Source organism: Rhodopirellula europaea 6C (assembly GCF_000338295.1).
In the GTDB taxonomy this organism is placed as follows: Bacteria; Planctomycetota; Planctomycetia; order Pirellulales; family Pirellulaceae; genus Rhodopirellula; species Rhodopirellula europaea.
The window spans coordinates 1-14,633 of sequence record NZ_ANMO01000066.1 but is presented as its reverse complement, the minus strand read 5'-3'; the positions used below and the strand labels follow the sequence as shown (position 1 = coordinate 14,633).

The window sequence follows — 14,633 nt, the reverse complement described above, 5'->3', positions numbered from 1 at the left end:
CTGCAGGACCTCTATGCGCGGGAGGGGGCCCGAGCATGAGAATGCAGAGAGGTGAGGCAGTCTCATCGTCCAGCACAACACACGACTCACTCGATCGGGCGTAGGTTCATTGAACCGATGTGGATGCCACCTGGTTCGTCGTAGCCAAAGATGCCGCTGACGTTGAAATACTTCTCCAAGTCTTCCCACTCCGGCCAATCGTCTCGCCGCATCAATTCGGCAACGCGACCAGCGATGGGATTTTCACCGCCACGATTCTCGACCGATTGTGCGGTCTCATCGGAGTTGGCCATTTCGTACAGGATCCGATACGTCTCGGCATCACGGTTGAATTGGAACAAGAACGGCGTTTCGCCCTCCAACTTGGCTCCGAGTTCGCTCGTCAGCAGCACGTAGTCTTCGTCGTCTGCCAAGCGATCGATTTCACCGGCCTCGGCACGAAGAATTTGCATGAGAATTTCACGACTGTCGCAGAGCAGCAACCAATCACCTAGCAACGCGACGCTGTTTTCCGGGACGCGAATTCCGGGGCGATCGAACTGGCGTTGCTCCGAAAAGTAAACCGTTTTGTCTCGGATGACTTCGGGTTTCATTCGTTGCGGTGGCGCTTTGGCTTTGACTTTGTCGAGCAACTTGCCAGCTTCCTTGGCATCTTTGACTTCGATCGCGATCGCACGTGCCATGGAGTTCCAGTTGGCAGGCAACTGATAACGTTGAATGGTGACGACGCGCCCGGTCATCAACGGGAAAACCTCTTCTTCAAGCGAAACATCAAAACGTTCCTTCACGGGCTTCTCGGTGTTCTTTTCGAAACTGCCTTCGCCCGCGAAACGATTGACGATCTTGCCAACGTTTTGGAAAGCGGTCTCAACATCCCAACCCACACAAGTGAAGCTGGCCGCGTCGGCGGGGACCCAAACCGGCGGTGAGACTTCGATGTCCTCGGGACGCAGCACGCCAAAGAACCCATCTCGTGGCGGATCGATCAACACGTGCATGTGACCAATCGATTCAACGATTTCACCGCCGCGGAAAAGACTGCCGCCGATCCCGCGGATCTTTTCGATGCCTAGATCTTGAACGATCGGCGCGATGAAGAATGCGGATCCACTTCTCGCGATGATCCGTTTCGCGATGCCATAAGGATTGACAAAGAAAGTGATCTGCGGGATCTCAGCTTCGGCACCAATCGATCGGCTCATCACGGCGATGAAGTCCGCGTTTTGCGCGAGCGTTTCGGATTCAGTCGAAGTCGTTTTTGTGGTGCGTCGTGAACGCCCCGATGACTGACTGGCGTCACGCTGCTCGTCGTTCATTTTCTTGGCAATCGACTGAGCGATCGTTCGTCCCAACCCGATGACGTAGAAGCCATCTTGTTCAAACCATTCAATGACATCGCCATCACCACGTTGGCGGACCAATCGCGTCAGCTCGATCGAACCGATTTGTTCGTTCTGGATGATCATGCGGTTCTTCTCCGCCAGTTCCATCAGGCGTTCGACCAAGGTTTCCATTTCTTTGTTGTTTGGACCGGCATCGATCATGATCGCCAAAGCAAACGAATTCTGCTGACGTCGTTTGTTTCGCAAGCGCCGAGCGATGGCGTCATCGTCTTCTTCCTCATCCGCTTTCTCCTGGTCGGTCTTTTCCTCCGGCGGTGGGCCTTCAAGAAGAGCGATGGCAACCTGGCCTTGAGGCAGCGACCGGAGCTCGTCGAGCGTCAGCCCCATCTCTTTGCCGGGCTTATCAAACAGGTCACTGAGAATTTGATAGATGTCCGAGACGAAGGGTCGCATCTTGGGATCATTCAGCATTTTCCCCAATGAGGATTCGCCCCAATCTTCGCGAATGTCGTTAACGTCATCGATTCGCAAATAAGCCAACGTGGTCGACGGCAACAGCCGCGGCGCTGGCACGGTGGTTCGGGTTTCGTTGTCCGTCGCGGAGCTTTGAGCGGAGGCAACGGATGGCGATGACATCCACGCGGTCGCAACCAAAAGGCATGCGAGGGGCATCATCAACGTTACAACTGGAAATTTCGGTGCAAATGAGCGGCCGAATCGCGGGGATCGTTGGGGATTCATTTTGGACGAACTCTTGGGGCCTAGCTACAATCAGATGAGAAGTGTCACACCCCAATCGTATCCGAAACCCAACGTCCACTGAGCGATAGTCGCATGAAACGAACGTCTCAAATTGTAGCGTGCCTGGCCGCTTCCACTTTATGGATCGCTCTGGGTTCGACAGCAACCGCGCAGCAACAAGGAAACGATGATGGTGGCGGTAACGGTCAGACAGACGGAGTCATTAACCAAGGCTTGGACCCTGATGAAGTGTTCAGTCAAGGCGTCCAGCGAAACGGAGCCGTCGGCGCCAACACGTCCACTCCTGTCGGTGCATCCGCGGTGTCACAAGCCGGCGGTGGTGGCGGCGGGGGAGCATTTGGTGGCGGGGGCGGCCTCGGAGGATTCGGTGGTGGCGGCGGACTGGGAGCCGCTTTTGGCAACTTGTTCGGCGGAGGCAACGCGGGTCGTGGCAACACGTCGACTCCACCGATTCGAACGCGACTTCGCAGTGCCGTGGAAGTTGCACCGCTCGAACCAGTTCGTGTGCAGCAATATGCGTCCTCGCGTTTGCAAGGCACATCGAATCTCACGACGATCAATGGCAACTTGCCCGGCCGTATGAATTCTCAATCCAATCGGTATGATGGAGTGAATGTTCAGGTCCAAGATCGCACAGCAACACTGAGCGGCACGGTCCGCAACGAATCCGATCGTCGGATGACCGAATTGCTGATGCGTTTGGAACCGGGCGTCTCTCGAGTCGACAACCGCCTGAGCGTCCAACCCTGACGCTTCGGCCCAGTTCGCTATTAATCAGTTTGCTGGCAGTGTTTTTCACCGGCCGCGTTTGAGCTGGTGGTGAATTCCATTTGCGTTCTTTGCCGGCGAAGCGTCTGATGGGAAAGCCACGACGGATCCACCTCACGCCGCCGCTTCCCTCTTTTTGATTTGCTTGACTCCGATGGTCTCACTGCCTCTCGTCACGACCACCGATTCGGAGTCCAGCGGCCCCCGCAAGAACCACTTGCTGAATTGGTCGCTCGACCAGCTCAAGGATTGGCTGCAGGAGCAGGGACAAAAACCGTTCCGTGCCAAGCAAATTCGCCGCTGGCTGTTCTCCGGACGAGCCACCTCGTTCGAGGAAATGACGGACTTGCCCGCCAAGCTTCGGGCTCAACTGGAAGAGCACTTTGCGATCTTCAATGCGACCGAAGCCGTCGTGTCGAAGTCCAAGGACGGCACCGAGAAAATCTTGGTCCGGTTGGCGGACGGTGGCGAAGTCGAATGCGTGTTGTTGCGAGACGGCCCTCGCCGCAGCATTTGCGTCAGCAGCCAAGTCGGATGCGCGATGGGATGCGTGTTCTGCGCCAGCGGACTGGACGGCGTTGATCGCAATTTGACCGGTGGCGAGATCTTGGAACAAATGCTGCGTCTGCAGCAACGGTTGCCCGCCGACGAACGGCTCAGCCATATCGTGATGATGGGCATGGGCGAACCGCTGGCCAACTTGCCTGGCGTTTTGGCGGCACTCGATGTCGCTCGCAGCGAAGACGGTCTGGGTATCAGCCCGCGAAGGATCACGATCAGCACCGTTGGTTTGCCGCCAGCAATCGACAAATTGGCCGCCGCCGGAATCCCATACAACTTGGCTGTGTCGCTGCACGCACCCAATGATGAACTGCGAAGCGAGCTGGTACCGGTCAATCGCAAGATCGGGATCGAGCCAGTGCTGCAAGCGGCAGATCGTTACTTCCACGCATCCGGTCGGCGACTGACGTTCGAGTATGTGTTGCTGGGCGGAATCAACGACGGCGACGAACACGCGAGGCAGCTGAGCCAAATTCTTCGCGGCCGCAGCGTGATGATGAACGTGATTCCATACAATCCAGTCGCGGGTTTGCCTTACCGAACGCCCAGTGGCGCGGCGATCGCGCGTTTTCGAGCGATTTTGGAATCGGCTGGCGTGAATGTCAATTTCCGCCAACGCAAAGGCGACGAAATCAACGCCGCCTGCGGCCAACTGCGTCGCAACCGCGGCGGTCAAAAGGCCGCGACTTAGTCCGCGATCGCGAATTTCTGCAATCGTGTTGACCCCCGCGGACTGAATTGACTATTTCTCGACCTTGGCGATGAACGCATCGCTGTTTGTGTGTCAGTCATTCAATTCCAGGGATGGAAAATATGTCCGTTTCAGTCATGCGGATCGTTGGTCGTTTTGCTCTTGGTTTCTCCGTCGCCGTCGCGACGATCTCGATGACCGGTTGTGGCTCGTCCACCCCTGAAGCGGTCGCATCCAAAACAACCACTTCCACGCCGCAAAACAGCGCCGCATCGGCAGAAGAAGCCGAATCCGTCGTTGGTCAGTTCCTCGACCGCATTCGCCGTGGTGGTGCCGAAAACACCGCCATGACGCTGCTGACCGAACGAGCTCAATCGGAATTGGCTCGGATCGGGCACACCGTTCAACCACTCGGGTCGCCGGACGCTGAAGTCACCATCACCCGCAGCGAAGAAGTGGGAATGGAGCATCTGCCCGAAGGCCAAAAGTACCCAACGCGTTTGGTGCACTGCGTTTGGAGCGAACCATCCGCGGCAGACGGAACCAAGCAAGAATTCCAAATTGTCCTGCCCGTCGTTCAACAAAGCGAAGGATGGCGAATCTCGGGCATGGTTCTGGGAATGGCTACCGGAGAACCTGAAATGATCCTGGACTTCGAAAACGGCGACGAAATGGCTCGCATTCTCAATGCTCAGGAACAAACGCAAACGGCTGCGAATCCAGCTGCGACCGCAACCGATTCGGTTCAGCGGTAATATGCCGCGATCGAAGATCGAATTCGAACTCCGATCGACCAAGACGCCTCGCTCCCCCGAGAAAATGATCCCGGGTGTCACGCGAGGCGTTTTTTCGTTGACTGGCAAGGAAGGATCCTCACCCGCCTCGAAAACGGCCCAGTGGCACCTTCGCCGCCCTTCCTGGTTTTCGGCGTTGCCTTTCTGAATTGGCTTCTACGATGCGAGTCGCTCCGGCTCACTTGCGATTTCGCTTGAAAACGCTCGTTTGCCCGTTGGCCTGCCAAGTCCGCAATCACAACGTGGTTTGAAATTGGCGGGTCATCGCGTGGATCAAGTGGCGAGCTGCTTTCCCAAAGGTTCGCCTGAACAAGAGTTTGGGCGCCCTGGGCAATTGACAACATTTGCTAGCAAGCTACCGTAACGCAAAGTCACTGCAAGCGGTAATGTCACCGCATCTCCCCAGAACCCCCTCTTGTGAGCGGATGACGGCCGGAGTGTAACGCAATCGATCAGGGTGACCGGATGCCACCTCAATTCAAGCGTGCGAACTCGGATCGCACCGAAACCTCCGAACTTACTCTGGAGAAACACATGAATCGGAATTTGGTGAAGGGTACCGCCGTCGTTGCACTGATGTTGGGTGCTTCGTTGGCTTTCAGCAGCAGTGCAAGTGCATTCAAATTCTTGCACTCGAACAAATGCTGCAACTCAGGCGGCTTGTTCAGCGGCTTGAAGGCTCACAAGTGCGGCGGCGGATTGCTGGCCAAACTGAAGGCCAAAGACTGCTGTGCTCCTGAGCCTTGCTGCGAGCCAGCCCCAGCTCCATGCTGTGAGCCAGCCCCAGCTCCTTGCTGTGAGCCCGCCCCAGAACCTTGCTGCGAACCAGCTCCTGCTCCTTGCTGCGAAGCTGCACCTGCTCCAGCACCTTGCTGTGGCGAACCAGCTCCCGCTCCTGTCGTCGAAGCAGCTCCTTGCTGCGGTGGCGAAGTTGCTCCTGTGATGGAAGGTTCCGTCATGCAAAGCAGCGAAGGCTTCGACCTGGCTCCAGGCGAAACTTTGGTTCCTGGTAGCGTCGTCACCGGCGAAGCTGCTGCTGCAACCGAAGAAGCTGCTCCAGCCGCTCCTGTTGCTGACGCTGCTGCAGACGCCGAAGCCACCGAAGAAGCTGCTCCTCCAGCACCAGTTGCTGACGAAGCTCCTGCTGCTGAAGCACCCGCAGCCGAAGAAGCTGCTCCTGCCGCACCTGCTGCAGAAGAAGTCAAAAGCAGCAGCGACCAAGTGGAAGAAGCTGCTCCTCCAGTGCCACAACCCGATGCCAACACCGACATCTAGTCAGTGCTGATTGAGTTTCGACTCAATCCATCGAAGTGAAAATCAAAAACCCCGCATGTGTTCTCACATGCGGGGTTTTGTTTTGGTTGTGGTGGAAGGCTGAGAAGATCTTGTTGCAAACGCTGAGAACGTCTTGTCGCGAAACGCTGAGGGGCCTCAGCGTTCTACAAGGATCAGACTTCGTCGTCTTCGAAGACTTCATCCGCGGCAGGCGTCTTTGGATCCTCGGGAGCACGCTTGCGAAGCTTGCGTTGCAGCGACCGTCTGTGAATGCCCAATCGACGGGCGGCTTCCGAGATGTTGTTGCCACAATCCGAGAGCACGCGATGAATATGTTCCCACTCGTTGCGAGCCAGCGATGGTGCGGGAAAGGCCAAGCCGCCCTCGGGTACGTTCTGGCCTTCGCCACGAATGAAAGACGACAGGATGTCGTCGGTGTCAGCGGGTTTGCTAAGGAAGTTGACCGCACCCGCACGAACCGCGTCAATTGAGGCGGGGATGCTTCCAAATCCGGACAACATCAGCACCCGGCAATCCGGTTTGATCTCCAGCAATCGACGCAATAAATCCAAACCGCTGCGGCCCGGCATTCTCAAGTCCAAGACCGCCAAATCCGTCGGCGACTGACTGAACACCGCCACGGCTTCGTCGTAATTGCCCGCGGTCAAAACGCGAAAACCGCGGCTCTGCATCGCCACCGCCATCCGCTCTCGCAGCACAACCGTGTCGTCGACCAGCAGAATGCTTTCTGCACCCACGGTTTCGGACGTGCAGACATCCGATGGACTGGGATAAGGCAGCACGCCGTCGTTGCCACTGTTGGAATCGGAGAAACTCATCGTTGCACCATTGCATCAGTCGGTGGGGGTACGGGCGTTCCAGTATAGCAGTCGAAAGCAACGATTCAGCCCCACGCCCGGTGTGAATGCGGCAAGTCACCACACCTCAACAACCGTCTGTAACGACCAATCACACCCCGGCGAGCAGGAAGCCAACCCGAGTGGCGGAGGGTCATTCCTTCGGAAGCGGTAAGCGAACCGTCGCAACGGTTCCCATCCCCGGCGTGCTATCGAATTTCAATGTGCCACCCAATCGCGTGATCACGTTTCGAGTCAGAAACAACCCCAGCCCGATCCCGCGGCCGGGTTCCTTGGTGGTGAAAAACGGATCGCCCGCTCGATCGAGCACCTCGTCCGACATGCCTTGCCCCTGGTCACGCACCTGCATCCGAGCTTCATCGCCATCGACGAGCAGTTCGACCGCGACGGATTCGGACGGGTCGCTGGCGTCCAATCCGTTGTGGATCAGATTCCGAATCGCCTGAGCGACGGCTTCCTCAGGCAACCACATCGGCTGGTCTTCCCAGGACGCATCGTCATCCGACTCAATGATTTCGACCCGGTGCGGATCGCGAATGCCCTCCAACGCCGTGTCAATCAAATCGCCCAGCGTCGTCCGGTTCCATCGCTGTGCCGCGGTGTCGCCAGACGCAGCTCGCATTCGCGAAAGAATTTGCCGGCACATCAACAATTGCCCATCGATCAACGACAGGTCTTCGTCAACCGATTTCGGTTTCGGTATGTCTTCCAAATGCCGCGTCAATTCGCGACAAGCCACATCGATCGCGGACAATGGCGACGCCAATTCGTGAGCCGCTCCGGCCGCTAGCGTCGTCAGGCCTTCCAATCGCATCGCGTCGGCTCGTTCGGATTGGCTGCGACGCAGGTCTTGTTCTCGCAAACGCAACTGGCGTGAAATCCGAGTCACGAAGTACGCCAGCACCGTCGCGCAGGTCACAAACGCGAACAGCAATCCACAATCTCGCAAATCCAGCGTCGCAATTAACCAATCGGGCGTCTCAGCGGGTTGGATCGTCAGCCCCGCAACGGGTCGCGAATCGATCAGCAACGCGACATACCCAAGCATTGCTAGCGCGGTCAGTGTCCAGGTCAGCGGGGCGGTCAGGATGACTCCTGCGATCGCGATGTTGACGAAGTAAAACAGACTGAAGGGATTGTCGGCTCCGCCGGTCAAATACAACATCGCGGTGAGCGTGATCAAATCCATCGCCATCAAGACAAACGCCAACCGCAGTGGCATTTCTGATTTGAACTCGCTCAACAATCTCGCCTCCGAATCAGCGATCGGCGACGCCCATCCAGAACTTGGTCCGGCGGCAGGATCCATCGCGGATTCACCAACCGATTCCTCGCGGTTGCGTTCAGCTCGGGACAGCCACCAACCGTAGGCACCATTGGTGATTGCGGTGAAGATCACCAGCACCAACAACGCGCCGATTGGCAACGAAGTGGGTGTGAGCAACCGAGCGAAGAGAATCGTGATGAGCTGGCCGACGATCGCGAAAGTGCGCAGTTGCAACAACCACGTGGACGACCCCAACGGCGCCGGTGCGATCAGCGGCATAGCAAGTTCACCCGATCAGTGGGTTTCGCGGCGAGTCAGCTCGTCACGCAGCTTGGCGGCCAACTCGTACTTTTCTTCTTGCACCGCCGCGTCCAAACGTTCTCGCAGCGTTTGGCCGACGGAGTATTCGTTTCGAAGCGACTCACGAAGATCGACCAATCGCACGATCAATTCGTCTTCATCGAAGTGTTCTTCCGCTTCGTGCTTAACGAAGAACTCTCGCAGCGTGTCCAACCCGCGATTGATCGCCTGGATGGCTTCCTCGGGCGTGTTCTCTTCCAGCTCGCCAAGAGCTTCCGCTTGCGTGCGATGGAACAGCACAAAGGGTCGATATTGTTCGTGCGACGAGATCCACTCGGGATCGTCCGACATTTCCTCGCACAAATCCATCAATCGCAGCGTGTGATCCGCGTCCATCACCGCACGGTGGTAGAACTGCAAACGCAACCAGCAGATCCGGCGGTGGTAGAACTGCATGAATTCGCGATCGATTTCGTTGCAGTCTTTTTCGGTTAGTTCCGCGTCCGCGTTTTCCAGCCGAGTCATCTGCAGATGCTGCAAATACGTTTCGCTGGCTTCGATCAATTCGCCATCGGGACGACCAGTCGTCTCCAACTGGAGAACGCCCATGTCGACTCGCATCTGGATGACGTCTCGATCATCTTTGCCTTTGATCAGGCGAACGTTGAGCGAACTGGGGTCGAATTCCCAGTTGCGAAGAAGATCGTCAAGATGCCGAGCACGCTTCATTGAGCAGGGACGCTAAAAAGATTCGAAGTGGAGAAGATTGTCGGCGAGAATCATTCCATCCGATTCGCGCCCTGTCAGTATAACAAGGGCCCGCCAAACGAGAACCTTCAATCGTCGACACGGGGTTTTCCACGCAGACGTTTCTTCTCGGATTGCTGTCGCTTTCCTTCCAACCGTCGCCGCTTACTGCCCAGCGTCGGTCGCGTCGCGGTTCGTTTTTTGGGGGGCAAACGACATCCCAGCAACATCGAGACCAACCGCTCGCGGGCGTCGGCAAGATTTCGAGATTGGTCCCGTGTCGCCTCGCTGTGCAGGACCATTTCCCCTTCTTTGTTGATGCGAGTTCCAAACTGGGTGACGAAACGTTTGCACCAAAATTCGTCGAATCCGGTCTGCGGCTGCGGTTTCCAACGCAGCGTCACCTTGGAATTGACTTTGTTGACGTTTTGTCCGCCCGGACCGCCACTTCGCGACGCCGACCAATTCAGGTCCGCTTCTGGAATGACAAAACGACTTGTTACGGGTAAATCAGCCATGGCCTCAGGTTCTACAATGCATTCCCGGCGGTAGCCACCATTGGCGACTCCGCTCCCACCGGATCGTTCAATTTCGATTCACGATTCCTCACCCAATCCTGTTTCCGACCCACCACGGTCGATGATTGCTCCACGAGCCCGCTTCATGACGCCGCAACACCCAAAAAAGATCAGCTCCATCGCCATTGCAACATCGCCGACCTGCGATCGATCACAAACGATGTGGTTCTGTCTCATCTGTGCAATCGTTTTGACTTTCGTCGTGATATCGACCGGACGAGCCCAGTCGCCGCTGACCCAGCCCGACTGGCCACGTTTTCTCAACGATGATTTCAGCGGCAGTGCGAAGTTGACGGAATCGGCTCCCAACTCCATCGCATCATTGAACTGGAAAAGCGAACCCAAGTTCCATTGGGCTCTGGATGTGGGAGACGGGTACGGCATCGGTGTGGTTCGCGGTGAAAACTATTTTCAATTCGACGCGACCAATGATTCGGAACGACTCCGCAAAATTGACCTGGCCACCGGAGCGGTCAAATGGACTCGGTCGTATCCGCTCGACTACCGAGACATGTACGGCTACGAAACGGGTCCACGATGCAGTCCCACCATCGCCGAGTTGGATGACGAATCCGGGGACGCCCAAATCTTCACCTATGGCGTCGCTGGTCAACTGACCGCATGGAGTTGCGAGTCGGGCAATCAACTGTGGACGAATTCACTCAACGAGAAGTACGACGTTGTTCAGAACTTCTTCGGCGTCGGTTCGTCTCCGTTGATCGTTGGCGACCAAGTCATCGCGATGGTTGGTGGCAGTCCCGATGATCAACAAGCTCTCGCCCCTGGACGACTCGATCGCGTCGTTCCCGAAGGCACGTTGATGGTGTCACTGGATCGATCAACCGGCGACGTACGATGGACCGGCGGAGATGACTTGGCCAGCTACAGCAGCCCGCGAACGATCACGATCGGCGGCACGGAATACTTGCTCATGTTCGCTCGCGATCATTTGTGGGTACTGGATCCGACCGACGGCGAATCGCTCGGGAAGGTCTATCATCGAGCGGACATTTTGGAGAGCGTCAACGCGATGGTTCCAATCGTCGATGGCAATCGTGTGCTGATCAGCGAGTGCTACGACGCTGGCGCGGCGGTTTATGACATCAACGTCGAAAACGACCGAGCCACGTTTGAAACCGTTTGGAAAGATCCCGAGGGTCGTCGACGATCGCAGGCATTGCGGTCACACATGTCGACGCCGATTCTTCACGATGGCTACCTCTACGCTTGCAGCGGCCGCAATGCACCGGACAGTGATTTCCGATGCATCGACTTCGCTACCGGAGAGGTGAAGTGGACCGCCCTCGATCGACGACGCAGCACCGCGACACGATTGGGCGACGTCTTGTTGGTGCTGAAGGAGACCGGCTCGCTACACATTGTCCGTGTGACACCGGATCGATTTGATGAGCTGGCGGTCTGGGAGCTGGATTTCGCCGCTGGCGACCGTCCAGCCCTGCAATTCCCTTGCTGGTCCGCTCCCGTGATCGTCGGCAATCGCATGCTCATCCGCGGCGACCGAACCGTCCTCTGCCTCGCCCTGCCAGAACACAATCCGTCCTGAGTCACTGCCCCGTACGATGGTTTTCCAAGACCGTCGACTTCAACTTTGATGTTGCTGGACCAGGATTCAGGCCGGGCTTGGAAGCCCAGCCTACGGCAACTACCTCGCCAAACCTCTCGTACGATGGTCATCCGAGACCGTCGCGCCATACCTTGTACGATGGTCTTCCAAGACCGTCGACTCGATTCTGTGGCATGACTTCGACCGCCTTGGAAGGCGGTCGTACGTAGCAATTGGCAACGCATTACGGATCAGATCGACCGATTCTTTGAACGCGTCGCTTTGCAGCTTCGTAAAATGACATTCCGGTCGTTCGCCGGGTGCCGCCCCATCGCTTGAACTCTCAACGAAACGATTCATGGACACTTCAAAACCCAATTCCGATTCGCCGTCTCGCGACCGACGCGAACCCGTGGGTGGGGTGATCCACGCCTATCAAAAGTACGACCCGGTCGCTTTTCCACCACCCAGCCAACCGCCGCCGGACCTCGTGTCGCCCGCGTTCGAGCAAGCGTTGATGTACGGCAACTTTCAAGAACTGTCCGAGGAAGACCTCGCCAACGCAGTGAAGCTTGATCCGAGCCAAATCGCGGGTTTGGGACCGAGCATCGACTTTTTGAAAGCGCTGCTGGAGGATCGCAAACGCAAAATCCTGAAAACGTACGAAGCTCGCACGGTTCAGAAGAAAGCTCGCAAAGCGTTTCACCAAGCCGCCAAGAAAGTGAAACCGCCCGCCAAGATGGAAAAGCTTTTCCGAATGGCGATCAATCAAGAACAACCTTTCATGATTGAACGGCTGTGGTACCAGTCCGGCGACGATAACGGGGACCTCGCCCGCAACTTGCTGGCGACCGGCTCGGCGATGGAAGACAAACACAACATCGAAGAACTGGCCACGAAGTATGACTTCACCGGCAATGAATCGATGTCGATCCCCAAAGCACTCGAGATCAAAGAAGAACTCGAAAAGATCGACGAACTGTTGCAGCAACTCGAAGAAGCCGAGAAGACTGCTCAGATCGGTTTGATCGACATGGAAATGCTCAGCGAGTTCGCACAACCGGGCGACATGGAACAGCTTGAGGACATGCGACGACAAGTCGAAAACCTGATGCGAGAGCAAGCCGAAAGGCAAGGCTTGGAACGCAACAAGGACGGCTCTGGTTTCCGCCTGACACCGCAAGCCTACAAGATTTTCCAAGGCCGATTGCTCGAGCAGATTTTCAGTGAACTTGATCCGTCACGCACTGGTCGCCACGAAGGCGATGTGGTCGGCGAAGGAGCCGTGGAACTGCAACAAACCAAACCGTACGAGTTCGGTGACAGCGTCGCCAACTTGGATTTGCCGCAGACGATCATCAACGCGTTGCTGCGTCAAAAGGACGAACGTCCGCTGCGACTGCACGGCGACGACATCGTGGTCCACAAGACTCGCAATCATCCGAAAGCCGCCACGGCGGTGATCATGGACATGAGCGGGTCGATGCGGTACGAGGGCCAATATATCAACGTCAAACGCATGGCGCTTGCGTTGCAAGGATTGATCAACAGCGAGTATCCCGGCGACTTCCTGAAATTCATCGAGATGTACACGTTCGCGAAACTGCGGACGCCGGGTGAAATCATCGAGTGCATGCCCAAACAAGTCACGATTCATGATCCTTGGGTTCGCTTGAAGTGCGACATGAGCAACCCGGACATCAGCGAGCACGAGATCCATCCGCACTTCACCAATATTCAGCACGCGTTGCAAATGGCCAGACAAAATCTGGCGACTTGCGACACGCCCAATCGCCAAGTCGTGTTGATCACGGACGGTTTGCCAACCGCGCACTTCGAAGGCGAGTGGTTGTACATGCTGTATCCACCCGACCCACAAACCGAAGCCGCCACGATGCGTGAGGCTCAGCTTTGCGCCAAGGAAGGGATCACGATCAACATCTTCTTGATCCCCAGTTGGTCGCAGAGCGAAGAAGACATTCGGTTCGCCTACCGGATGGCCCAATCGACTCGCGGGCGAGTGTTCTTCACCAGCGGAAAGAACCTCGATCGATTTGTGCTGTGGGACTACGTCAACAATCGACGAAGCATCATCGCTTAAAAGAAGTGGCATAGGCTTCCAGCCTGTGATTCGAACCGACATCCGCAATCTCACAGGCAGGAAGCCTATGCCACACTCGTTGGTGTTGTGTTAAAACGCCTGCATGGCTGAACCAATCTCGAAACAACAGATGGCGTGCGACGAAGCGACTGCCAAGTCGCTGATCCTGGACAATTGGAACTCGGTTCGAAGTTCCGTTTCTGAAACCGCCAAGCGATGCGGTCGTTCCCCCGACAGCGTTCGAGTCGTCGGAGTCACCAAATACGTCGACCCAGAAATCACGGGCTGGCTCGTCGAAGCCGGCTGCCACGACCTGGGTGAGAACCGGCCTCAATTGCTGGAGAGCAAATTCCAAACGCTCGACGATGCCGCCATTCGTTGGCACCAAATCGGCAACTTGCAACGCAACAAAGTCCGCCGCTTGCTTCCCGCGGAACCGCTCGTTCACGCGATTGCGAGTGAACGGTTGCTCGATGCGTTGCACAACGAATGCCTGCTTCAATCACGATCGATCGATGGCTTGATCGAGATCAATGTTAGCGAAGAAGAAGCCAAAACCGGGTTGCCGATCAACCAACTGGAACCACTCTTGGTTCACTGGCAAAGTTTCGAGGGCAGCTCCAACGCGGGACTGCAAATCAAAGGTCTGATGGCGATGGCGGGCTGGGGCACTGACGAGTCCACTGCCGCCAAACAGTTTGCCAAATTGCGAGAACTTCGCGATCAAATGGAATCGGCCACTGGAGCTTCGCTCCCTGAGTTGTCGATGGGAATGAGCGGCGACTATCCCGCCGCGATCGCCGAAGGAGCCACGCTGGTCCGCATCGGCACGCGGTTGCTCCAAGGTGTTCTGCCGACTGGTTGATGCCAGTTGTGAGAGGCCGGCTTAGAGTAGGACCGTTGTTCGATTCTGGGGCCGACTTGGGCGATTGCAAAGTGCACTTCGCAATTCATCCCACCACGTAGGCCAGGCCTCGCCTGGCAATCGCCCTCTGCCGATCGAT

The 14,633-nt window shown here is 56.8% G+C and carries 12 protein-coding genes; 7 read left to right on the top strand and 5 right to left on the bottom strand.

The features are described from left to right. Nucleotides 1–86: 86 nt before the first annotated feature. Nucleotides 87–2,018: a hypothetical protein gene (locus tag RE6C_RS05395; RefSeq protein WP_008654587.1), complete on the bottom strand. Its 1,932-nt coding sequence runs from the start codon at nt 2,016–2,018 to the stop codon at nt 87–89. A gap of 159 nt (nt 2,019–2,177) precedes the next feature. On the opposite strand from RE6C_RS05395, the gene RE6C_RS05390 reads away from it, so the two are divergent. The 4 genes from RE6C_RS05390 (at nt 2,178) to RE6C_RS05370 (ending at nt 6,194) form a co-directional block, all read left to right on the top strand. Next, nucleotides 2,178–2,855 carry a BON domain-containing protein gene (locus RE6C_RS05390; protein ID WP_008654586.1) on the top strand — a complete coding sequence of 226 codons (678 nt, stop codon included), beginning with the start codon at nt 2,178–2,180 and terminating at the stop codon, nt 2,853–2,855. A gap of 172 nt (nt 2,856–3,027) precedes the next feature. Then, a complete protein-coding gene (gene rlmN, locus RE6C_RS05385) occupies nt 3,028–4,125 on the top strand; it encodes a dual-specificity RNA methyltransferase RlmN (protein ID WP_008654585.1) in 1,098 nt (365 codons plus the stop codon). Nucleotides 4,126–4,247: 122 nt separating this feature from the next. Continuing rightward, nucleotides 4,248–4,880: a hypothetical protein gene (locus tag RE6C_RS05380; protein ID WP_236617961.1), complete on the top strand. Its 633-nt coding sequence runs from the start codon at nt 4,248–4,250 to the stop codon at nt 4,878–4,880. Between the two features lie 573 nt (nt 4,881–5,453). Then, nucleotides 5,454–6,194: a hypothetical protein gene (locus tag RE6C_RS05370; protein ID WP_236617960.1), complete on the top strand. Its 741-nt coding sequence runs from the start codon at nt 5,454–5,456 to the stop codon at nt 6,192–6,194. Between the two features lie 173 nt (nt 6,195–6,367). Here RE6C_RS05370 and RE6C_RS05365 read toward each other — a convergent pair whose 3' ends face one another. The 4 genes from RE6C_RS05365 to arfB all read right to left on the bottom strand — a co-directional run bounded on the left by RE6C_RS05365 (nt 6,368) and on the right by arfB (nt 9,904). Further along, nucleotides 6,368–7,033 (bottom strand): response regulator transcription factor, encoded by a 666-nt coding sequence (locus RE6C_RS05365; RefSeq protein WP_007329169.1) that lies wholly within the window; start codon nt 7,031–7,033, stop codon nt 6,368–6,370. A gap of 172 nt (nt 7,034–7,205) precedes the next feature. Beyond that, nucleotides 7,206–8,618 (bottom strand): ATP-binding protein, encoded by a 1,413-nt coding sequence (locus RE6C_RS05360; protein ID WP_008654579.1) that lies wholly within the window; start codon nt 8,616–8,618, stop codon nt 7,206–7,208. Nucleotides 8,619–8,633: 15 nt separating this feature from the next. Then, complete coding sequence (locus RE6C_RS05355; RefSeq protein ID WP_008654578.1) at nt 8,634–9,368, bottom strand: UvrB/UvrC motif-containing protein; 735 nt, start codon at nt 9,366–9,368, stop codon at nt 8,634–8,636. Nucleotides 9,369–9,475: 107 nt separating this feature from the next. Next, a complete protein-coding gene (gene arfB / locus RE6C_RS05350; RefSeq protein ID WP_008654577.1) occupies nt 9,476–9,904 on the bottom strand; it encodes an alternative ribosome rescue aminoacyl-tRNA hydrolase ArfB in 429 nt (142 codons plus the stop codon). A gap of 145 nt (nt 9,905–10,049) precedes the next feature. On the opposite strand from arfB, the gene RE6C_RS05345 reads away from it, so the two are divergent. From RE6C_RS05345 to RE6C_RS05335, 3 genes are all read left to right on the top strand, one after another. Beyond that, nucleotides 10,050–11,528: an outer membrane protein assembly factor BamB family protein gene (locus RE6C_RS05345; protein WP_039961267.1), complete on the top strand. Its 1,479-nt coding sequence runs from the start codon at nt 10,050–10,052 to the stop codon at nt 11,526–11,528. A gap of 358 nt (nt 11,529–11,886) precedes the next feature. Continuing rightward, entirely contained in the window at nt 11,887–13,629 is a 1,743-nt protein-coding gene (locus RE6C_RS05340) for a vWA domain-containing protein (protein WP_008654574.1), read from the top strand. A 103-nt stretch (nt 13,630–13,732) separates the two neighbouring features. Continuing rightward, on the top strand, nt 13,733–14,494 hold the full coding sequence (locus tag RE6C_RS05335; RefSeq protein WP_008654573.1) for a YggS family pyridoxal phosphate-dependent enzyme: 762 nt from the start codon (nt 13,733–13,735) through the stop codon (nt 14,492–14,494). Nucleotides 14,495–14,633: the final 139 nt, after the last annotated feature.

What these genes read in the sequence shown, in the direction of transcription:
- RE6C_RS05395 (WP_008654587.1), bottom strand. Translation starts at nt 2,018, where the DNA reads ATGATGCCCCTCGCATGCCTTTTGGTTGCGACCGCGTGGATGTCATCG.
- RE6C_RS05390 (WP_008654586.1), top strand. Translation starts at nt 2,178, where the DNA reads ATGAAACGAACGTCTCAAATTGTAGCGTGCCTGGCCGCTTCCACTTTA.
- rlmN (WP_008654585.1), top strand. Translation starts at nt 3,028, where the DNA reads ATGGTCTCACTGCCTCTCGTCACGACCACCGATTCGGAGTCCAGCGGC.
- RE6C_RS05380 (WP_236617961.1), top strand. Translation starts at nt 4,248, where the DNA reads ATGTCCGTTTCAGTCATGCGGATCGTTGGTCGTTTTGCTCTTGGTTTC.
- RE6C_RS05370 (WP_236617960.1), top strand. Translation starts at nt 5,454, where the DNA reads ATGAATCGGAATTTGGTGAAGGGTACCGCCGTCGTTGCACTGATGTTG.
- RE6C_RS05365 (WP_007329169.1), bottom strand. Translation starts at nt 7,033, where the DNA reads ATGAGTTTCTCCGATTCCAACAGTGGCAACGACGGCGTGCTGCCTTAT.
- RE6C_RS05360 (WP_008654579.1), bottom strand. Translation starts at nt 8,618, where the DNA reads ATGCCGCTGATCGCACCGGCGCCGTTGGGGTCGTCCACGTGGTTGTTG.
- RE6C_RS05355 (WP_008654578.1), bottom strand. Translation starts at nt 9,368, where the DNA reads ATGAAGCGTGCTCGGCATCTTGACGATCTTCTTCGCAACTGGGAATTC.
- arfB (WP_008654577.1), bottom strand. Translation starts at nt 9,904, where the DNA reads ATGGCTGATTTACCCGTAACAAGTCGTTTTGTCATTCCAGAAGCGGAC.
- RE6C_RS05345 (WP_039961267.1), top strand. Translation starts at nt 10,050, where the DNA reads ATGACGCCGCAACACCCAAAAAAGATCAGCTCCATCGCCATTGCAACA.
- RE6C_RS05340 (WP_008654574.1), top strand. Translation starts at nt 11,887, where the DNA reads ATGGACACTTCAAAACCCAATTCCGATTCGCCGTCTCGCGACCGACGC.
- RE6C_RS05335 (WP_008654573.1), top strand. Translation starts at nt 13,733, where the DNA reads ATGGCTGAACCAATCTCGAAACAACAGATGGCGTGCGACGAAGCGACT.